The sequence below is a fragment of the Chromobacterium sp. INPA-IVC genome, from assembly GCF_059047085.1.
The window spans coordinates 474163-495005 of the sequence record NZ_JBTNLS010000002.1 but is presented as its reverse complement, the minus strand read 5'-3'; the positions used below and the strand labels follow the sequence as shown (position 1 = coordinate 495005).

Genomic DNA, 20843 nt, shown 5'->3' with positions numbered 1-20843 from the left:
GGTCCAGGATTTCGCTAGCGTTGCCGGCGAAATCCTGGAGATGTTCTACTTCAGCAATGACCATTTCGCGGCACTACCCATCCACGTGCTGAGGTTGAAGCATCATTCCGGCCATGCGTCGATGTCGGTTGTCGTCGAGTGGGCACGCTTATTCATCAAGTCTGAGCCGATACAACTCTGCCTCTGCATTTCCATATTCCGGTCCGGCGTTGAAGCGCCGAATCCATTGCGCGCCTGCTTTCTGTGCGGTACGGATTGAGGCTTGATTGTCGGAAGCCATCGCGATGTCCAGCCATTTCAAGCCTTGATCGCGGACGATGGGCATTAGTTCTCGCAGCGCAAGGGCGGCGAGAGAGGCGCCACGCCGCCAGGGTACTATCGCGTAACCGATATGACCTAGGCAATAAGGTGGTAATTCGGAAGAGCCGTGTTGCCAGCGTAGATTCAGATCACCGGCGTAACTACCGTTTTCATCCAGTATCCAGAAACGCATCCATGGCAGGCGCGGTACGAAACTGCGATCCTCCAGTCTGATCGATTCACCCAGGCCTTTCGGATTGGATAGCGAGGCGAGGAAGTCCATTGGATTGCGTCGAATCGTGCGGAGCAGGAGGCTTGCTCCATTTGGGTCATGGTCACTGTCGGGTGTCCAATTATGTTCCAGCGCTGCGGTATAACCGGGTAAATATTCTGTGCAAGGCTGGACAAGATGGAGCATTGCGTTTGTTGGCGGTAGGGTCAATGTGGCACCTCGGCAAGCGGCAATCGTTCCGCCGGCAGCCAGGCGAAGCGTCCGCCGTCGTCGCGCAGGCGGCCGATGCCGGGGAAGGGCGCGTGCGCGGCGGCGATCCAGTCATGGCCGGCGGCGATGCGGGCGAAGGCCTGCCGCCGGGTGGCCGCCGCTTGTCCGCCGTCGGTGTCGAAGCTGGCATAGATTTCTGGCTGGGCCGATTGGGCGGCCAGGTTGTGGATCATGTCTCCCACCGCCCACAGCGTTTCGCCATGGCTGCTGACCTTCACGCCGGTATGGCCGGCGGTGTGGCCCGGCAACGGCACGGCGGTGACGCCGGGCGCGATCTCTGTCTGGCCATCAAAGGCATGCCAGCGTCCCGCCGCGCGGTAAGGCGCGGAGACGACTTTCACGATGCCGTGCAGTTTGCGCTTGGCCGGGTCCGCCGACCGGGCCATTTCCGCGCTGGTCCAGAGCGCGAAATCGGCCGAGTGGCTGTAGATGGCGGCGTTGGGAAAGGCTGGTTGGCCGTCGGGGCGCAGCAGGCCGCCGATATGGTCGGCATGCAGGTGGGTGAGGATGATCTTGCCGACCTGTTCGGGCTGGTAGCCGGCTGCGCGCAGATTATCCAGCAGCGAGCCATCGCCTTCGCCATAGAAGCGCCCGGCGCCGGTATCGATCAGCACCAGTTCACGGCCGGTGTGGATCAGGAAGGCGTTGTCGGAAACCGGAAACGTGGGCAGGGGGTTGTCGCCGGTATCTAGCAGCGTCTGGATCTGGCCGGGGGCGGCGCCTTGCAGCACGGATGTCGGCAGTTGCAGGCTCTTGTCGAACAGGGTGGTGACGATGAAGTCTCCAAGCTGCATCCGGAAGAAGCCGGGGGCCTGATTGCGTAGCTGGACGGGTTCGGAGGAGGCGGGTAGTTCCGCCGCCTGGACGGGAGAGAGCAATTGCAGGCCGGCGAACAGCGCGGCGGCCAGGGTTCGAATGGGAAGGGCAGACAACGATGGTTTCATGGCGGTCGCTTCAATTGAGATCGGTGTGAAATACTGAAATGCATATTTAATGTTTTGACTAATTTTTATATTTCAATGTGCTTTTATGAGAAGGGAGAGCGAACGAGGGGGATGGGGCTGGCCGTTGATGGGGAAAATATTCGCGGATGCGGCCTTTTCCCACTTTGATGCCTTGCGCATGAACAAGCCCGGAGTGAACTTGAGCGGGGCGAACATGGTCAGATACCCCTTGTTTGACAATCGTTTGCCGGTCGCCAGCCCCGCTGACTTCCGTTACCATGCGACATCCCCTTTTGAATCGAACCATGCCACGTTTTTCCATCCTCCCTCCGCGCTTTCTCGCATGCCGCCCTGGCCGGCTGTTGGCGCTGGCCGCCTGTCTGGCGGTGGCGCAAGCGCAGGCCGGCATTGAATACAGCGTGGAAATCGACGCGCCGTCCGATCTGGCGCAATTGCTGCGCGACAACCTGGATTTGATGGAGAACCAGAAAGACCCGGACGTCGACCAGAGCTGGCTGGAGGCGCTGGTGAAGAGCACGCCGGACGAGGCGAAGAAGCTGCTGGAGACCGAGGGCTATTTCGGCGCCAAGGTGGATACGACGCTGGAGGCCGGCAACCGGGTGCGGGTCAAGGTCAGCCCCGGCGAGCCGGTGCTGATCGACGACGTCACCATCCGGTTGGACGGCGACATCCGCCAGCAGAGCGATTACCAACAACGGCTGGCCCAGGTGCTGGAAGCCTGGACGCTGCCGATGGGCGCGCCCTACCGCCAGGCGGACTGGGACGCCGGCAAGCGCGCGGTGCTGCGCCGGCTGCAGGCCGACCGCTTTCCCCGGGCGCGCATCGTGTCCAGCGAAGCCAGGATCGATCCCGCCACCCGCCGCGCCACATTGGAAGTGAAGCTGGACAGCGGCCCGCTGATCACCTTCGGCAAGATCACCGTCAACGGCATCAAGCGCTATCCGGAAAAAGTGGCGCTGGGCATGGCCGACTTCAATCCCGGCTCGCCGTACAGCCAGGACAAGGTGCTGGCTTACCAGTCGGCGCTGGAGCAGGATCCGCATTTCTCGTCGGTGATCGTCAGCGCCGATTTCGACCATATCGCCGACAACCGGGTGCCGGTGACGGTGGACGTGGTGGAGATGCCGCGGCAGAAGGTGGAGCTGGGCCTCACCTACGATTCGGTCGAGGGGCCCGGCGTGCGGGTCGGTTATGACCATTACAACCTCTTCCGCCGCGGCTACACCGGCTCGCTGCTGCTGGACTGGAAGCGCGATCAGCAGGCGGTCAGCTTCGGCCTGGGCTTCCCGCGCCAGTCCGACGGCTACTCCCATTCCATCACCAGCTCGTTCAAGTCGGAAACGGTGCAGGGCCTGAAGACCAACACGGTGGATGCCGGCGTGTGGCGCATCCGCAGCCGCGGCAATATCGAGGCGCGGATGGGGGTGGAGTTCCTGAAGGAAAGCGCCGAGGCCGGCGGCGAGCTGACCAGCGACACCCACGTCACCCAGCTGGTGTACGGCTGGACCCAGCGCTCGGTGGACGATCTGATGCGGCCGCGCAGCGGCTATCTGCTGGACGGCCGGCTGTCTGGCTCGGTGGGCCAGTTCGGCTCCACCGCCTCGATGGTGCGCGCCTACGGCCGCGCGGTCGGCTACTGGTCGCCGTTCCCCAAGTACGGCACCCTGGTTGTCCGGGCTGAGCTGGGCCAGGTATGGGCGCGCGACGGCGCCCAGGTGCCGTCCACGCTGCTGTTCCGCGCCGGCGGCGCCAACAGCGTGCGCGGCTACGACTACCAGAGCCTGGGCCTGCCCGGCCCCAACGGCTCGGTGCTGGGCGGCCGCGTGGTGGCCACCGGCAGCCTGGAATACCAGATTCCGATCAAGCCGGACTGGTACCTGGCGCTGTTCACCGACGCTGGCAACGCCGCCGACAGCTGGAAGGGCTTCCAGCCCGAGCACGCCAACGGCGTCGGCGTGCGCTGGATGAGCCCGGTGGCGCCGCTGTCCTTCGACATCGCCAAGGCTGAGCGCGACGGCAAGATCCGTTGGAACCTCAGCCTGGGCCTGGCCTTCTGATCCCATGAGCGACAAGCAGACACCCCAAACCGAGGCGCCGGAGCAGGCGCCCACCCCTCCGCGGCGGCCGCGCCGCTGGCGCGCCTTCTTCGGCGCGCTGGCGCTGATGTTCGCGCTGCTGTTGGCCGCGCTGGCTTGGATCAGCGCCAGCCCGGCCGGCTTCGCCTGGGCTTTGCAGGGCGCCGGCCGCCTCAGCGGCGGCGTGTTCAGCGTCGGCGCGTCCGATGGCGCGCTGTGGCAAGGCTTCGCGCTGCGCGACATCCGCGTGCGCAGCGCCGGCGACGACGTGGACATCGAATCGCTGAAGCTGGACTGGCACCCGATGGAGCTGTGGCGCGGCAAGCTGGACATCGACCGGCTGGCGCTGGGCCACGTGCGGGTGCTGAGCCGGGCCAAGCCGGAAGAAAAACCGGCGCCGCCGCAGGCGCCGCAATCGCTGGCGCTGCCGCTCAAGGTCCGCGTCGGCGAGCTGTCGCTGGCCAGCCTGACGCTGGAGCCGGCCCATGTCAGCCTGTATCGGCTGCAGGCCGGCTACGACTACGACGGCGCGCGCCATCGTCTGAAATTGAAGCGACTGGACACGCCGTGGGGCGGCGTCGATGCCGGCCTGGAGCTGGCCGCCGCTTCGCCGTTCGCCTTGTCCGGCCAGTTGGCCGCGCGCGGCGAGCTGGAGCAGGTGGCGGTGAAGGCCAGGCTGGACCTGTCCGGCGATCTGCTCAAGCCGGCCTTCTCCGGCCAGATGGACGGCAAGGGCGTCAGCGTGGAGCTGTCCGGCGCGCTGCGGCCGTTCGACACGAATCCCTTTAACCGGCTGGCGCGGCTGGATGCCCGCGTCGGCAACATCAATCCGCAATCGCTGCTGCCGTCTTGGCCCAAGGGCCGGCTCAGCTTCGCGGTGTTCGCCGAGCCGGACGCCGGCCAGCGGGTCAAGGGCGGCCTGACGCTGATCAACACCGAGCCGGGCGCGTTGTCGGCGCACAAACTGCCTTTGTCGCTGCTGGTGGGCGAATTCCGCGCCGACGAGAAGGCGCTGGAGCTGTACAACAGCCATGTCGAGGCGGCGGGCGGCCGGGTGGACCTGTCGGGCGAATTCAAGCCGGGCGCGATCAAGCTGGCGGCCGATCTGAGCAAGGTGGCGCTGCGCCAGCTGCACGAGGCCGCGCCGGACGAGACCATAGGCGGCCGGATCACGGTGGAGGGCGCGCCGGCCGAGCCGCGCGTCGCCGCCCAGTTGAAGGGCGGCCAGCTGCGGGCCGACGCACTGCTGGAGCTGGCTGGCGGCAAGCAGCCGGCCCTGCTGCTGAAGAAGCTGGAGCTGGGCGCCGGCGGCGGCGCGATCAGCGTCAACGGCAAGCTGGGCTTGTCCGGCCGCCAGTTGTTCGAACTGAACGGCGCGCTCAGCCGCGCCGACCCGTCGCGTTTGCAGCCCAAGCTGCCCAAGGGCGATCTGAACGCCACGCTGAAGATGGCCGGCCAACTGGCCGAACCGATGGAGGTGGGCGCCAAGCTGCAGTTCGCGCCCAGCAAGCTGTCCGGCGCGCCGCTGTCCGGCAGCGCCAATGTGCTGCTGGACCAGCGCCGCCTCAAGCAATTGCTGATGGATATCCGCCTGGCGGACAACCGGCTGCAGGCCAACGGCAGTTACGGCATGGCCGGCGACAAGCTGAAGCTGGCGATCAACGCGCCCAATCTATCCCTGCTGGGGCCCGGCTTCGCCGGCACCATACAAGGGCAGGGCGAACTGGCCGGCGTGCCCAAGGCGCCGCTGCTCAACGCCAAGCTGCAGGCCGACCGGCTGAAGCTGCCGGGCGGGGTGGCGCTGCAATCGCTGCAGTTCTCCGGCAACATCAAGGCCGATCAGGCCAGCCCCTTCCAGCTCAGCCTGGACGTGGCGGCGCTGCAGGCCGGCACGCTGCGCGCCGAGCAGCTGCATGCCCGCGCGTCAGGCACCCGCGCCCGCCACGGCCTGCAGCTGGACGGGCGCTTTCGCGAGGGCGATCTGAATTACGGCTTGCAACTGGCGGCCAGCGGCGGCTTGACCGCGGCCGGCGGCTGGCAGGGCAGCGTGCAAAAGCTCGATCTGTCCGGCAAGCCCGGCCTCAGCCTGTTGGCGCCGGCTTCGCTGTTCGTCGGCGGCGACGGCCAGGTGAAGCTGGGCGCCGCGCGGCTGGCTTTGCTGGGCGGCAATCTCACTCTGGCCGATTTCACCCGCCAGGCGAACGGCGGGCTCAGCAGCCACGGCAGCGCGCGCGGCATCAAGTTGGCCGAGCTGGGTCCGCTGTTGAAGCTGCCGGTGGAACAGAACCTGCAGTTCGACGCCGACTGGGGGCTCGCGCCGTCCGGACAGGGCCAGCTGGCGGTATGGCGCAGCGGCGGCGACGTGCAGCTGCCGCAAGGCAAGGGCCGGCCGGTGCCGCTGGGCCTGAAGGCCGCGCGGGTGGATCTGGATCTGGATGGACGCCGGCTGGCGTTCAAGCTCAACCTGGACAGCCGCTTCGCCCAGGCGCAGGGGCAGGGCAGCCTGCCGTGGAATGGCGGCCACATCGACGGCCGCACGCCCTTGTCCGGCACCTTGCGCGCTAGTCTGCCGGCCTTGTCGACGCTGGCCGAGCTATCCGGCCCCGGTCTGGAGCTGGGCGGGCAACTGCAGGCCAGCCTGGACCTGAGCGGCCCGCTGGCCGCGCCTCAGGCCTTGGGCCAGATCCGCGGCGACCAGCTGAAATTCGCCGACCGCCGCACCGGCATCGCGCTGGCCGACGGCAATTTGCTGGCCCGCATCGACGGCCGCAAGCTGACCTTGCAGCAGCTGCGCTTCGTCAGCGGCAAGGGCGACGTCACCGCCAGCGGCACGCTGGATCTCAGCGACGACTTGCCCGACGCGCGGGTCAAGGTGGCGCTGCAGCGTTTCAGCGTGTTCGACCGGCCGGGACGCCGGCTGGTGGTGTCCGGCCAGAGCGAGCTGGCCTTCGTCGGCGGCAAGCTGTCGCTGAGCGGGCGCATCCGCGCCGACCAGGGCCGCATCGGTTTGCCCAAGCTGGGCGCGCCTGACCTGAGCGGCGACGTGGTGGTGGTGGGCAGGCCGCCAGCCGAGCCGTCCGCCTTCGCCACCATGCCGCTGACGGTGGCGCTGGATCTGGATCTGGGCGACCGCTTCCGCTTCACCGGCCAGGGGCTGGACGTGGAGCTGTCCGGCATGGTCCATGTCAGCGCCAATCCGGGCGAGGCGCCGGCGGCCAAGGGCCAGGTCAAGGTGGTCAAGGGGCGCTACAAGGCCTATGGCCAGGATCTGGACATCACCTTCGGCGCCATCACCTTCAACGGCCCGCTGGACAACCCGCTGCTCAACGTCCAGGCCAAGCGCCGGCTGTCGCCGGTGGGGGCGGGCGTGGAGGTCAGCGGTTCGGTGGCGATGCCCAAGGTGAGGCTGATCAGCGACGAGCCGATGGCGGAGAAGGACAGGCTGGCCTGGCTGGTGCTGGGCCGCCCCGCCAGCGGCGACCGCGACAACAACGACCTGGCCGCGTCGGCCGGCATGATGCTGGCGGGTTCGATCAACGACCGCATCGGCCTGTTCGACGACCTGGGCGTGTCCAGCCGCAAGGAGAAGACGCTGGCCAACGGCACGGTCAGCCCGGCCGAGCAGGTGGTGACCGTGGGCCGCCAGCTGACGCGCGAGCTCTACCTGGGCTACGAGTACGGCATCAGCAGCGCCGACCAGGCGGTGAAGCTGGCCTACCAGCTGTCCAAGGGCTGGTCGGTGATTCTGCGTGCTGGCACCGCGATGTCGGCTGAATCGCGCTATACACTGCGATTCGACTAGGCGCGTCTCGCGCCGCCATCGAAAGCCCGGCCAAACCGCCGGGCTTTTTTCCGCCTTGCATCCCGATATTGCTATGTTTTAATAGCTATGTAAAAATAGATAAATGAGCGAAATCAATTTTCTGCCTACCGTCGAGGCCAGCCTGCTGCGCCGGCAGCTGATGTCCATGGTGCGCAGGCTGCGCCGCCAGGGCAGCCTGGATGTCCTGCCTTTCGGGCTGCTGGCGGTGCTGGGCGCGATAGACCGCGCCGGCGGCGACATCACGCCGACCGAGCTGGCGCGCCGCGAGAACCTGCGCTCGTCCAATCTGGCCAGCGCGCTGCGCGAGCTGGACGCCTCGGGCCTGATCCGCCGCACCCAGGACCCGGACGACGGCCGCCGGGTGCGCGTCGGGCTGTCCGAAGCCGGCGAGGCCGCGCTGCGGCGCAACCGCCAATTGCGGGACGGCTGGCTGCAGCAAGCGCTGCAGGGCCTGAGCGCCGAGGAGCGCGGCATCCTGTTGCGGGCCGGCGAGCTGCTGGAGCGGCTCGCCGCGTCCGAACCTACATCGATCAAGGAGCAAGCATGAAAACCGCATTGCTGACGCTGGACTACATCATCGACATCATGCATCCGCAGGGCCGTGTGGCGCGCTGCGCCGGCCATGCCGCCGAGCGCGGCGTGATCGCCGAGGCCAACCGCGCGATCGCGCTGGCGCGCGCGCGGGACTGGCTGGTGATCCACGTCAAGGTGGGCTTCTCGCCGTCGTATGTCGAGATGCCGCAGGGCTCGGCCATCTTCAGCCGCACGGCCGAGTTGCAGGCGCTGAACCTGCAGGGCGAAGGCACCGCCTTCCATCCGGAGCTGGACGTGCGTCCGGAGGACGCGGTGGTCGCCAAGCACCGTGTCAGCCCCTTCTACGCCACCGGCCTGGAAGCGGTATTGCGCGCGCAGCGCATCGAACGCTTGGTGGTGGCCGGCGTCAGCAGCACCTGGGCAGTGCAGGCCGCCGCGCGCGACGCGCACGACCGCGACTACCGCGTGCTGGTGTTGGAGCCCGCCTGCGCGGCGGCCAGCGAGGAAGAGCACCAGATGTCGATGCGGCAGCTGGCGGCGATCGCCGGCATCGTCACGCAGGAGCAGCTGGAGGCCTTGTGATCGCCGCGCTGGCCCGGCACTGCGACGGCTACCTGGCGTCGCGGTCTGTCGCTCTGCTGCTGCCGGCGCTGGGCATGGCGCTGATCGCCGGCGACCCGCGCTGGCTGAGCGGCGGCATGCTGGCGGTGTGCTGCCTGATCGCGATGGAGCGCGGCCGGCTGGATGCGCCGGCCAGCTTGTTCCAGGCGCTGTCCGCGCTGGGCGGCGCCTTGCTCCTGGCCTGGCTGTGGCGCTGGCCCGCGTGGTTCGCGCTGGCTTGCGGGCTGGCCGCGGAGCTGGGGTGCCGGCTGGGCCGCCGCCGCGCCGCCTGGCGCTCGGTCGCCAATTTCACTTTCATCCCGGCCTTGTATCTGGGTTATGAGATGGCTGAACGGGGCGCGCCCGCGTCGGCCGAGCTGCCTTGGCTGGCCGGCGGCGCGCTGGCCGCCTGGACGCTGCATTTGTTGGCCGGCCGCGTGGGCGGGGCCGAGCGCAAGCCGGGCGAGTCGCCGGCGTTCGGGCTGGCTTTTGTTTGCGTCGGCCTGCTGGCCTGGTGGGCGGCGGCCAGCCGTTTGCCGTACGGCCAATGGCTGGTGTGGTCGGCCGCCAGCGTCTGCGTCGGCGGCTGGGCCGCGGTGCGGAGCAAGAGCTGGCAACGCGTCAGCGCCGCCCTGATCGGCGTGCCTTGCGGCGTGGCGCTGGGACTGGCCTTGAGCGACAGCGCGCCGCTGGCCTGGGCGATGGCCGCGGCGGGGATGCTGAGCCTGACGCTGTTCCGCTCCTACCGCCCCGCCTTCGCCGCCCGCAGCGCGCTGGCGGCCGCGCACCTGACGCTGGTCGGCGGCCTGGGCCTGGCGCGCTTGCTGGATGTCGGCGCGGCCGCGGCGCTGGTGCTGCTGGTATTGGCCGTCGGCGGCTGGCTGGCGTCGCCGCGCTGAACCGTCGCGCTTAGGCCGGCTGCATCGGGCGCGGTTGTTGCTGTTCCAGCCGGCGCGTCATCATTTCCTCGGCCAGCGGGCTGCCCAGCAGATAGCCTTGCATCGCTTCGCAACCCAGCGTCTGCAGGAAGCGCTGCTGGTTTTCATTTTCCACGCCTTCGGCCAGCGTTTCCATGCTCAGCGCGCCGGCCAGGTTGACGATGGCGCTGACGATGGCGGCGTTTTCCTCGTCGCCGGGCAGGTCGCTGATGAAGGAGCGGTCTATCTTGACCACATCCGGCGCGAAGCGCTTCAGGTAGGCGAGGCTGGAGTAGCCGGTGCCGAAGTCGTCTATCGCCAGCCGCACCCCCATCGCCTTGATCACCGCCAACTGGCGCGATGCCAGGTCGGCGTCGGCCATCAGCGTGCTCTCGGTGACCTCGAGTTCCAGGCAATGGCCGGGCAGCGCGTGCCGTTGCAGCGCCTCGCGCACGTCGTCGATGAAGTCATGCCGCATCAGCTGGTGGGCGGAGACGTTGACCGCCACTCGCATCGGCGCCAGTCCGGCATGCAGCCACAGGCTGGCCTGGCGGCAGGCCTGGTCCAGCACCCAGCGGCCCAGCGGCACGATCAGGCCGGTGTCCTCGGCCACCGGGATGAAGCGGCCGGGCATGATCAGGCCCTCGTCAGGGTCGCGCCAGCGCAGCAGCGCCTCGCAGCCCAGCAGCCTTTGTCCGGCCATGTCGTATTGCGGCTGGTAGACCAGGTACAGCTGTTCCTGCTCCATCGCCCGCCGCAGCCGGTTCTCCATCAGCAGCCGCTCGGCCACCTGGGTGTTCATCTCGCGGGTATAGAAGCGGAAAGTGTTCCGGCCGTGCGCCTTGGCGTGGTACATCGCCAGGTCGGCGTTCATCAGCAGGGTCTGGATGTCGCTGCCGTCGTCCGGCATCAGGCTGATGCCTATGCTGCAGCCGACCACCAGCGAATGCTCGCCGATCTGGAACGGCTGCTGGATGGTGCGCAGGATGCGCTCGGCGATCTGCGCCGCCTCGCCGGGCTGGTTGATGGACGGCAGGATCAGCACGAATTCGTCGCCGCCGGTGCGGCCGACGGTGTCCAGGCCGCGCACCGCGCCGGCCAATCGCCTTGCCACCTCTTTCAGCAGCTCGTCGCCGGCGCAGTGGCCCAGCGTGTCGTTGATGTTCTTGAAGTGGTCGAGATCGACGAACAGCACCGCCAGCTGGTTGTGCTGCAGCTCGGCCTGGCGTATCGCCTGGTGCAGGCGGTCGTTGACCAGAACGCGGTTGGGCAGGTCGGTCAGCGCGTCGTATTCGGCCATGTGCTGGACCCGCGCTTCCTGCTCCTTGCGCTCGGAAATGTCGGTGAACAGCGCGACGAAGTGGCTGATCTCGCCCTGCGCGTCCAGCAGCACGCTGATGTTGACCCAGCAGGGGAAGTGCTCGCCGCTCTTGCGCCGGTTCCAGATCTCGCCCGACCACTGGCCGCGCTGCTGCAGCGTCTGCCACATCTGCTGGAAGAAGGCCGGCTCGTGGCGGTCGGAGAACAGCATCGAGGCCTTGAGGCCGCGGACCTCGGCTTCGCCGTAGCCGGTGATGTGGCCGAAGGCGCGGTTGGCGGTGAGGATGCGGTTGTCCGGATCGGAGATCAGGATGGCCTCGTTGCTGGATTCAAACACCTGGGCGGCCAGCCTGAGCTGGCGTTCGGCCTGGCGGCGGCCGCTGATGTCGCGCGCGGTGGCGCACAGGTAGGCGTCGCCCTGGTAGTTGAGCTGGTTGATCGTGACTTCCAGGCAGCGCTCGGACTCGCCCGCGCCCTCCATCGTTTCGAAGGTGAGCGGGTAGCCGCCGCCGGGATGGCGGAACAGCGCGTCCGCCAGTTGCGGCGCTTGCCGCAGCGCCTGGTTGCAGTACACCACCTCGCCGCGGCTGTTGCGCAGCGCCACCAGCTCGGTGGCATTGTCGATCATGAAGTGGCTGAGCTTCAGCTCCCGCGCCTGCTCCTTCAGCGACAAATGGCTCTGCGCCAGATCCTGCTGGTAGCGCCGCACCAGCGCGCCGACCCAGCGCACGAAGTACCAGCACAGCAGGCCGGCGAACAGCATGGCCACCAGGGTCATGCCCAGCGTGGCGAGGATGCGCTCGGCCAGCCGGCCCTTCAGCCGTTGGGCGGCGCGCAGGCTGTCGTCCCGTATCGTCTGCACCTTGACGCTGGTGACCAGGGTCCAGTCCCAGCCCGGCAACTGGCGGCTGTAGGCGAGGTAGCTGTCGGAGGCCAGGCCGGCGTCGTCCTGCTGGCTGTATTCGACGAAGCCGCCGTGCTTGCCCAGCTGCACCAGCTGTTCGACGCGGGCGCGCTCGGGGGCCGGCAGCTTGAGGTAGGGTTTGCCGACCAAGGCCGGCCGGGTCGGGTACAGGCGGATGATGCCGCCGCCGTCCACGATCATCAGCTCGCCGCCGGCCTGGCCGGCGCGCATCCGCGCCAAGGTATCCAGGCCTTGCTGCTGCAATGCGGCTTCGACATTGCTGATGTATTCGCCGCTGCCGATCAGCCAGTTGTAGCGGGGGAAGCGGCGGGCGTAGGTGATCTTGTCGTCCATGCGGCCGGCGCCGGGCAGGTACCAGCGGTAGGCGGAGAAGCCGCGGCCGGCGGCGTTGTCCACCGAATCCAGCAGGCCCTGCATGATGCGGCGGCCGCGGTCGTCGCGGTTGTCCAGCAGCGATTGGCCTTCGCGCTCGGGCGCGGTGGGCAGCAGCACGCAGCGGCCGTTCAGGGTGTCGATGAAGAAATAGCCGCGGCCGTCGAAGTAGCGCAGCGGCCGTAGCGCCTCTACGATCAGTTGCTGCACCTGCCGCGGGCTCTGGCGGGCATGCTCGCGGCGCCAGATGGCGTCGGCCAGGCTCCAGGCCTGGTCCACCTGCTCGCGCAGCTGGTGGCGCATGGTGTCGTTGGTGCGCTCCCGCAGAGCCGACAGAAGCAGCGCCGCGTGGTCGGCGTAAGCCTGCAGGCCGTCGCGCGCGCGCGCGGTCGCTTCCTGTTCGATGTTCTGCCGCCCGGATTGGAAATCGCGCCAGCTCATGATCAGGAAATAGCTGGCCAGGGTCAGCGCCAGCGCGAACACGATGGCGAGGGTGCCGGACAGCTGCAGGCGCGACAGCCGGGCGGGATTCCATTCCATCAGGGTCTCTGGACTTCGAAAAGGGATGGTCAGTATACGGGATTATCCTGAATGTCATGAAAAATTGTCGGGCAGCGATATTCAATTTCCGTTAAAATCGCGCCCGGGAGTTGGCCAGACAATCGCCGCGTTCGAAAGAACGGGGAGGAAAGTCCGGGCTCCATAGAGCAGGATGCCGGTTAACGACCGGGCGCCGCGAGGCGACGGAAAGTGGAACAGAGAGCTGAACCGCCGATGGCCGGACTTGTCGACCGCAAGGTCGACAAAGTCTTTTCCCGGGGCTTGCCCCGGAAAAACCCGCAAGGGCGGATCAGGCAAGGGTGAAAAGGTGTACCGGGAGGCGCAAGCCGGCCCGGACGGGCGGGGCAACCCGCTCGCGGTAAGAGCGCACCGCGGACGTGGCGACACGGACGGCAGGCTAAACCCCATCCGGAGCAAGACCAAATAGGGGGGCGCTAACGTGGCTCGCGTTGTCCCCGGGTAGGTTGCTTGAGCCTGTCGGCAACGGCAGGCCTAGAGGAATGATTGTCCAACGACAGAACCCGGCTTATCGGCCGACTCCCACCCCATTCCTTATTCCTTCCGGCCGCGATTACTCGCGGCTATCGAAGCTGCTTAAAAAATAAGCAAAAATTTTTCCCGCCCGGCGAAAATCGCTATACAATACCGACCCTTCCCAGCCATTACCCGTAATTTATTTGTCATGCAGATAGGACCGTACCAACTGAAAAACCGGCTGATCGTGGCGCCGATGGCCGGGGTGACGGACAGGCCTTTCCGCATGCTGTGCAAACGGCTGGGGGCGGGGATGGCCGTCTCCGAGATGATCACCGCCAACAAGGCCTTGTGGACCACGCCCAAGACGCTGCGCCGCGCCAACCATGAAGGCGAGGTCGAGCCCATCGTGGTGCAGATCGCCGGCGGCGAGCCGCAGATGCTGGCCGACGCGGCCCGCCTCAACGTGGAGCACGGCGCGCAGATCATCGACATCAATATGGGGTGTCCGGCGAAGAAGGTGTGCAATGTGGCGGCCGGCTCGGCGCTGCTGCGCGACCTGGACAATGTCGGCCGCATCCTGGAGGCGGTGGTGAAGGCGGTGGATGTGCCGGTGACGCTGAAGACCCGCACAGGCTGGAGCCGCGAGGTGAAGACGGCGCTGGCGGTGGCCAAGATGGCGGAAGACGCCGGCATCGCCGCGCTGGCCTTGCATGGCCGCACCCGCGAGGACATGTACCGCGGCGACGCCGAGTACGACACGATCCGCGCGGTGAAGCAGGCGGTGTCCATCCCGGTGGTGGCCAACGGCGACATCGATTCGCCCGAGAAGGCCCGCCGGGTGCTGGACTACACCGGCGCCGACGCGATCATGATAGGCCGCGCGGCGCAGGGCCGGCCGTGGATCTTCCGCGAGATCCAGCATTATCTGGAGACCGGCGAGATGCTGCCGCCGCCGACGGTGGGCGAGATCCGCGCGCTGATGCTGGAGCACCTGGACGAGCTTTACGGTTTTTACGGCGAGTACTCGGGCTGCCGCATCGCCCGCAAGCACATCGCTTGGTACACCAAGGGCCTGGCTGGCGGCAACGCCTTCCGCCAGCAGATGTACAAGCTGGAGAGCACCGACGAGCAGCGGTTGGCGGTGGGTGAGTATTTCTCCAGGCTGGGCGACGCGGGCGATCGTCTAAGCTATGTAGTCGAGGATGAGGACAAGTTGGACCGCGACGGCGACGCCGTGGCGGAGGGAGAGGCATGCGGCGCTTGACGCCGCGGCCTGGTGGGGACCCGACTTCTGGATACCAATAACAAGATGCAAAACAACGATCACATATCGCAGTCGGTGCGGCTGGCGATGGAGCAGTACTTTCGCGACCTGGACGGCGAGGCGCCGTCGGCGATCTACGACATGGTGCTCGCCTGTGTCGAGAAGCCGCTGCTGGAGGTGGTGCTGATACATACCCAGGGCAACCAGACGCGAGCGGCGGAGTTGTTGGGATTGAACCGAAACACGCTGCGCAAGAAGATGAAGTCGTATGATTTGATTTGAAGATAACCGGCCACACCGTAACAGGGTGGCCGGTTTTTTTTGCCCCTCCCGCGTGGCGGGAGGCCAGGATTCGATGGACAGGCTGCCGATTGCTAAAGTTGAAATCTCGCCGATGCGCGTCGTCGGCGGCCTGAGCCGGTTTTTTATAGTGTTCATCCATAGCCAAAGCGGTAGAGAAACATGACCAAGATCGAACGAGCGCTGATCAGCGTGTCCGACAAGAGCGGCGTGCTGGAATTCGCCAGGGAGCTGTCTGCCCTGGGCGTGCACATCCTGTCCACCGGCGGCACCGCCAAGCTGCTGCTGGAAGCCGGCCTGCCGGTGACCGAGGTGTCCGATTACACCGGCTTCCCGGAAATGCTGGACGGCCGCGTCAAGACGCTGCATCCCAAGGTGCACGGCGGCATCCTGGGCCGGCGCGACCTGCCCGAGCATGTGGCGACGATGGCCGAGCACGGCATCGGAAACATCGATCTGGTCTGCGTCAACCTCTACCCGTTCGAAGCCACCATCGCCAATCCGGACTGTTCGCTGGAGGACGCGATCGAGAACATCGACATCGGCGGCCCGACCATGGTGCGTTCCGCGGCCAAGAACTGGGCCCACGTCGCCATCGTCACCGACAGCGCCGACTACCCGGCGCTGGTGGGCGAGCTGAGGGCCAACGGCGGCAAACTGGCCAAGGCCACCCGTTTCGAGCTGGCCAAGAAGGCCTTCACCCACACCGCCGCCTACGACGGCGCGATCTCCAACTACCTGACCAGCCTGGCCGACGGCGTGGTGGCGGGCAAGCCCGAGCGCGTCGCCTTCCCGAACCGCCTGAACGCCCAGTTCATCAAGGTGCAGGACATGCGCTACGGCGAGAACCCGCACCAGGCCGCTGCCTTCTACCGCGATCTGGACCCGGCCGCAGGCAGCATCGCCCACTATCAGCAGCTGCAGGGCAAAGAGCTGTCGTACAACAATATCGCCGACGCCGACGCCGCCTGGGAGGCGGTGAAGACCTTCGACGATACCGCTTGCGTCATCGTCAAGCACGCCAACCCCTGCGGCGTGGCCGTTGGTCCGGATACGCTGGCCGCTTACAAGCTGGCCTTCGCCACCGACACCACCAGCGCCTTCGGCGGCATCATCGCCTTCAACCGCCCGGTGGACGCGGCGACGGTGGAGGCCGTGACCGGCCAGTTCCTGGAAGTGCTGATCGCGCCGTCCTTCACCGAGGAAGCCAAGGCCATCATCGCCGCCAAGAAGAACGTCCGCGTGCTGGAGATTCCGCTGCAGGCCGGCGCCAACCGTTTCGAGCTGAAGCGCGTCGGCGGCGGCGTGCTGGTGCAGACGCCGGACGTTCGCAACGTCGGCCTGGACGAGCTGCGCGTGGTCAGCAAGCGCCAGCCGACAGCCAAGGAAATGTCGGACCTGCTGTTCGCCTGGCGCGTGGCCAAGTACGTCAAGTCCAACGCCATCGTGTTCTGCAAGGATGGCCAGACCGCCGGCATCGGCGCCGGCCAGATGAGCCGCGTCGACTCCACCCGCATCGCCGCGCGCAAGGCGCAGGACGCCGGCTTGAGCCTGGCCGGCGCGGTGGCGGCGTCTGACGCCTTCTTCCCGTTCCGCGACGGCATCGACGTCATCGCCGAGCAGGGCATCAAGGCCATCATCCAGCCGGGCGGCTCGATGCGCGACGAAGAAGTGTTCGCCGCGGCCGACGAGCACGGCATCGCGCTGGTGTTGACCGGCGTGCGCCATTTCCGCCACTGATAACGGCGGACAAGCCGCCGGGTTCCGATGGAAACGGCGGTAATGAAACCGACTTGGCGCTATGCTATTCAGGTAGGCGCCAACAGGCGGCGGCTTAGGGCCGCCGCCCCACACAATAGAATGGAAACCCGATGAAAGTTCTCGTGATCGGCTCCGGCGGCCGCGAGCACGCGCTGGCCTGGCGCATTGGCAAGTCCAAGCGCGTGTCCAAGGTCTTTGTCGCGCCGGGCAACGCCGGCACCGCGCAGGACGCGAATCTGACCAATATTCCCGCCAACGGCGTGGCCGAGTGGCTGGCTTTCGCCAAGGAAGAGAAGATCGACCTGACCGTGGTCGGCCCGGAAGCGCCGCTGGCCGCCGGCGTGGTGGATGCCTTCCGCAACGAGGGTCTGAAAGTGTTCGGTCCGACGCAGTACTGCGCGCAGCTGGAAAGCTCCAAGGACTTCGCCAAGGCCTTCATGCAGAGCCACGGCATTCCCACCGCCGGCTACCAGACCTTCACCGACGCCGCGGCCGCGCATGGCTACGTCGACGGCAAGGGCGCGCCCATCGTGATCAAGGCCGACGGCCTGGCAGCCGGCAAGGGCGTGGTGGTGGCGATGACGCTGGACGAGGCGCACGCCGCCATCGACGACATGCTGCTGGGTAACAAGATGGGCGATGCCGGCAGCCGCGTGGTGATCGAGGACTTCCTGGTGGGCGAGGAAGCCAGCTTCATCGTGATGGTGGACGGCGAGCATGTGCTGCCGATGGCCACCAGCCAGGACCACAAGCGGTTGCTGGACCACGACCAGGGGCCGAACACCGGCGGCATGGGCGCTTACAGCCCGGCGCCGGTGGTGACGCCCGAGGTGCACAACCGCGTGATGCGCGAAATCATCCAGCCGGTGGTGCAGGGCATGAAGAAGGACGGCCATCCGTATACCGGCTTCCTGTATGCCGGGCTGATGATAGACGACGAGGGCCACCCCAGGGTGATCGAGTTCAACTGCCGCTTCGGCGACCCGGAAACCCAGCCCATCATGGCGCGCCTGAAAACCGACTTCACCGTGTTGCTGGACGCCGGCGTCAACGGCAGGTTGGACAAGGTTGAAGCCGAGTGGGACCGCCGCGTCGCCTTGGGCGTGGTGCTGGCCGCCGCCGGCTACCCGGACGCTCCGCGCAAGGGCGACGCCATTCACGGCATCCCGGCCGAGAGCGAGGACGGCATCGTGTTCCATGCAGGCACCGCGTTCGACGAGCAGCATCAGCTGCGCGCCAGCGGCGGCCGCGTGCTGTGCGCGGTGGGTCTGGGCGACAGCGTCAAGATGGCGCAGGGCAGGGCCTACCAATTGGCTGATGCCATCGAGTTCGCCGGCAAGCAGTACCGCCGCGATATCGGGGCGCGGGCGATCGGGCGCAAGCACTGATCGCTTGGCTCGTCAATGAAACAGCGTCCGTCCGGACGCTGTTTTGCTTTGGACAGCGCTCTTTATCTTTCCCTACAATGGTGGCGCGCTCAAAAAATAGGAAGAAACGATGATCTTGGTGACTGGCGGCGCCGGTTATATCGGCAGCCATACTTGCGTTAAATTATTGGAGGCCGGCCATGAGCTGGTGGTGTTGGACAATCTGTGCAACAGCAAGGAAGAGGCGCTGCGGCGAGTACAGGCATTGGCCGGCAAGCCGCTGACTTTCATCCAGGGCGATATCCGCGATGAGGCGGCGCTGAATGAAGCGTTTCGCCATCCTATCGAAGCCGTGATCCATTTCGCGGGTTTGAAAGCGGTGGGCGAATCGGTGGCCAAGCCGCTGGAGTATTACGAGAACAACGTCAGCGGCACGCTGGCGCTGTTGCGCGCGATGAAGCGCCATGGCGTGAACCGGCTGGTGTTCAGCTCTTCCGCCACCGTCTACGGCAATCCGGCCAGCGCGCCGATCACCGAGGATTTTCCGCTGTCGGCGACCAATCCCTACGGCCGCAGCAAACTGATCGTCGAAGACATGCTGCGTGATTTCGCCAAGGCGGAGCCGGAGTGGCGGATCGCGCTGCTGCGTTATTTCAACCCGATCGGCGCGCATGAGAGCGGCGATATCGGCGAAGATCCGAACGGCATTCCGAATAATCTGATGCCCTTCATCACCCAGGTCGCCTGCGGCAAGCAAGCTTACCTGAAGGTGTTCGGCAATGATTATCCCACTCATGACGGCACCGGCGTGCGCGACTACATCCATGTGGTGGACCTTGCCGTCGGCCATGTGAAGGCCGTGCAGGCATTGCACAGGCAGCCGGGATTGTTGACGGCGAACCTGGGCACGGGCAAGGGGTATTCGGTGCTCGACATGGTGAAGACCTTCGAGCGCGTCAATGAAGTGGCCGTGCCGCACGAGATCGTCGCGCGCCGCCCGGGCGATATCGCCGAGTGCTGGGCCGACCCCGCCGCTGCCGAACGTCTGCTGGACTGGAAGGCTGAAAAGGGTCTGGAAGAAATGTGCCGCGATAGCTGGCGCTGGCAGAGCCGGAACCCGGCGGGTTTTGATTGAGTTAAACAGTTTTAGTCTGTTATCTCGATAGCTCAGGGCCCAAACTGTGAAGAGTGGACGCAGTTTGGGCCTTGTTGTATCCGGTTTGTAATCAAGCAGACTGCAGCAAGATGGCGGTAATGGGCGGCACACTGAGGCTTAATGAGCCATTGCTAGTGCTGACAATGGGAGGCGTGCTGTTCCAACCGCCATTGAGACTGATAGCGGCCCCATTGAGCAGGATGCCTGTCTGGCTATTCAATGCCGGACTCGTGAGCGTCCATTGCTTGAGGGATTGGATGTTCGATGCGAAGTGTACGGTTGTCTGAACGGATCGGCTGGAGTCTTTATTGAGGATGAGAATATTTTGACCGCCATCTTGTCGCGAAACACCGTAAGCGGTGAAGTTGGCGCTCGGGTCATTGACTGATAGATCGACTTGGTATGCGCGGCCTTGCGCTGCCAGCGTGAATAGCATGATGCCGTAGAACAAAGGATTGACTGCGGTTATACGTGTGCCGTTGTCTATCAGCGCTGAATAGACGCTGCCGCCTCCACCATGCAGGTTGACGCCTTGGCATTGATTGAGCGCGCAAGTGAATAGATAGTCGAGTGCCCACAATGCTGAAGCATAGCTATTGCTCACGCCAGGAGCGCCGCCATCGTAGAAGGAGTTGCATTCCGCAATGCGGAAGCTTATGCCAGCGCTGGCGGCGCTCTGCGCGACGGCCTGCAGCATGGAGGCTAGCTTGGGATCCGGCTGCAGCATTTTTCCTATAGTGGAGGCCGGATCTTGTCCGTTGGCGATGTAGTAATGCTGGGTCAACATGGAAATGCTGCTGCCTGCATCATGGGCAAACGGATCGGTGAACTGCTTGTATTCGTTGGATGAGGCGGGTCCTGTCAATGGAATGCCAGGCGCGACGGATTGGATGACCTGCGCCAGACTTCTCCACTCGGACAGGAAGTTGTTGTAATTCCATCCTGATGGCCGGTAGCCGCGTTGACTGACATATAAATCGGGCTCATTGCCAATCTCGAAGCCAACGAGGCTGCTGCCTAATGTCGAGGCTGCGGCTTGCGCCTCTTGCCGGGCATTGTTCGCATCGGGTGTCTGGTTGCTGCCAGCCAAGTTGAGGCCATAAATGACTTTCCATCCCGTGGCTTGCAGGAAAGCCGCCAGATTGGAAAGTTGGGATTGGGTGATGGCAGTTGTGCCTGGAATCAAGCCATTCCAGCTGGTTTGATCGGTTGAGTTGCCCCCGAGGCGTAGAATGTTGTTGCCAAGTAGTTGAAATAGATTAATTAGATTGGCATTGCTTGGGGTAAATAGATTGGGATGGGTTTTCTCGTAGCTGAGACCTGCATAGGTGCTATTCAGCAATGCTCCGGAAGTTGCTTGCGAAAAACGAATCGTCGCCGCTAGCTGAGAGGGAGGCGACGTTGTGTTGGAACTGCCGCCGCCCCCGCATGCGGCCAGAGGTAGGGCCAAGGAACCAAGCAGGAAACCTCTGCGATGGATGGGCTTGTCAAAAACTGTACGCAGTGAGTCTATCTTCTTCATGGGCTTCTTTCTGAATTAAATAAAAAGCCACTTCTGGATATCAATGCTAATGGCCGGCATGGTGAGGATATGGTGATGCTTTGTATATTTTTTGGCTGCTAG

At 65.6% G+C, this 20843-nt stretch carries 14 protein-coding genes and 1 other RNA gene; 11 read left to right on the top strand and 4 right to left on the bottom strand.

From position 1 onward, the window contains the following. Positions 1-148: 148 nt before the first annotated feature. On the bottom strand, positions 149-583 hold the full coding sequence (locus ACX17K_RS05160) for a GNAT family N-acetyltransferase (RefSeq protein ID WP_493773954.1): 435 nt from the start codon (positions 581-583) through the stop codon (positions 149-151). Between the two features lie 155 nt (positions 584-738). Further along, on the bottom strand, positions 739-1746 hold the full coding sequence (locus tag ACX17K_RS05155; protein ID WP_493773953.1) for an MBL fold metallo-hydrolase: 1008 nt from the start codon (positions 1744-1746) through the stop codon (positions 739-741). A gap of 305 nt (positions 1747-2051) precedes the next feature. On the opposite strand from ACX17K_RS05155, the gene ACX17K_RS05150 reads away from it, so the two are divergent. The 5 genes from ACX17K_RS05150 to ACX17K_RS05130 all read left to right on the top strand — a co-directional run bounded on the left by ACX17K_RS05150 (position 2052) and on the right by ACX17K_RS05130 (position 9698). Beyond that, positions 2052-3824, top strand: a complete 1773-nt coding sequence (locus ACX17K_RS05150; protein WP_493773952.1) for an autotransporter assembly complex protein TamA — start codon at positions 2052-2054, stop codon at positions 3822-3824. A 4-nt stretch (positions 3825-3828) separates the two neighbouring features. After that, positions 3829-7644, top strand: a complete 3816-nt coding sequence (locus tag ACX17K_RS05145; RefSeq protein WP_493773951.1) for a translocation/assembly module TamB domain-containing protein — start codon at positions 3829-3831, stop codon at positions 7642-7644. Between the two features lie 103 nt (positions 7645-7747). After that, a complete protein-coding gene (locus tag ACX17K_RS05140; protein WP_231149735.1) occupies positions 7748-8212 on the top strand; it encodes a MarR family winged helix-turn-helix transcriptional regulator in 465 nt (154 codons plus the stop codon). Further along, positions 8209-8781 carry a cysteine hydrolase family protein gene (locus ACX17K_RS05135; RefSeq protein WP_493773950.1) on the top strand — a complete coding sequence of 191 codons (573 nt, stop codon included), beginning with the start codon at positions 8209-8211 and terminating at the stop codon, positions 8779-8781. Before ACX17K_RS05140 ends, ACX17K_RS05135 begins: the two co-directional genes overlap by 4 nt. Next, entirely contained in the window at positions 8778-9698 is a 921-nt protein-coding gene (locus tag ACX17K_RS05130) for an FUSC family protein (RefSeq protein ID WP_493773949.1), read from the top strand. The genes ACX17K_RS05135 and ACX17K_RS05130 overlap by 4 nt, the downstream gene beginning before the upstream one ends. A 10-nt stretch (positions 9699-9708) precedes the next feature. Here the strand turns inward: ACX17K_RS05130 and ACX17K_RS05125 are convergent, their stop codons facing one another. Then, the gene (locus tag ACX17K_RS05125; RefSeq protein WP_493773948.1) at positions 9709-12873 is read right to left on the bottom strand and encodes a bifunctional diguanylate cyclase/phosphodiesterase; all 3165 of its coding nucleotides are present in this window, start codon (positions 12871-12873) and stop codon (positions 9709-9711) included. 106 nt (positions 12874-12979) lie between these two features. Here ACX17K_RS05125 and rnpB point away from each other — a divergent pair. From rnpB to galE, 6 genes are all read left to right on the top strand, one after another. Continuing rightward, positions 12980-13439, top strand: an RNA gene (rnpB, locus tag ACX17K_RS05120) — RNase P RNA component class A. A 137-nt stretch (positions 13440-13576) separates the two neighbouring features. Beyond that, positions 13577-14635, top strand: coding sequence for a tRNA dihydrouridine synthase DusB (dusB, locus tag ACX17K_RS05115; protein WP_493773947.1), 1059 nt, complete (start codon positions 13577-13579; stop codon positions 14633-14635). 45 nt (positions 14636-14680) lie between these two features. After that, complete coding sequence (locus ACX17K_RS05110) at positions 14681-14917, top strand: helix-turn-helix domain-containing protein (protein WP_011134100.1); 237 nt, start codon at positions 14681-14683, stop codon at positions 14915-14917. 180 nt (positions 14918-15097) lie between these two features. Further along, positions 15098-16675, top strand: coding sequence for a bifunctional phosphoribosylaminoimidazolecarboxamide formyltransferase/IMP cyclohydrolase (purH, locus tag ACX17K_RS05105; protein ID WP_493773946.1), 1578 nt, complete (start codon positions 15098-15100; stop codon positions 16673-16675). A gap of 131 nt (positions 16676-16806) precedes the next feature. Further along, positions 16807-18084 (top strand): phosphoribosylamine--glycine ligase, encoded by a 1278-nt coding sequence (gene purD / locus ACX17K_RS05100; RefSeq protein ID WP_046156301.1) that lies wholly within the window; start codon positions 16807-16809, stop codon positions 18082-18084. Positions 18085-18193: 109 nt separating this feature from the next. Further along, on the top strand, positions 18194-19198 hold the full coding sequence (gene galE / locus ACX17K_RS05095; protein WP_493773945.1) for a UDP-glucose 4-epimerase GalE: 1005 nt from the start codon (positions 18194-18196) through the stop codon (positions 19196-19198). A gap of 91 nt (positions 19199-19289) precedes the next feature. Here galE and ACX17K_RS05090 read toward each other — a convergent pair whose 3' ends face one another. Beyond that, positions 19290-20741 (bottom strand): glycosyl hydrolase family 79 N-terminal domain-containing protein, encoded by a 1452-nt coding sequence (locus ACX17K_RS05090; RefSeq protein WP_493773944.1) that lies wholly within the window; start codon positions 20739-20741, stop codon positions 19290-19292. Positions 20742-20843: the final 102 nt, after the last annotated feature.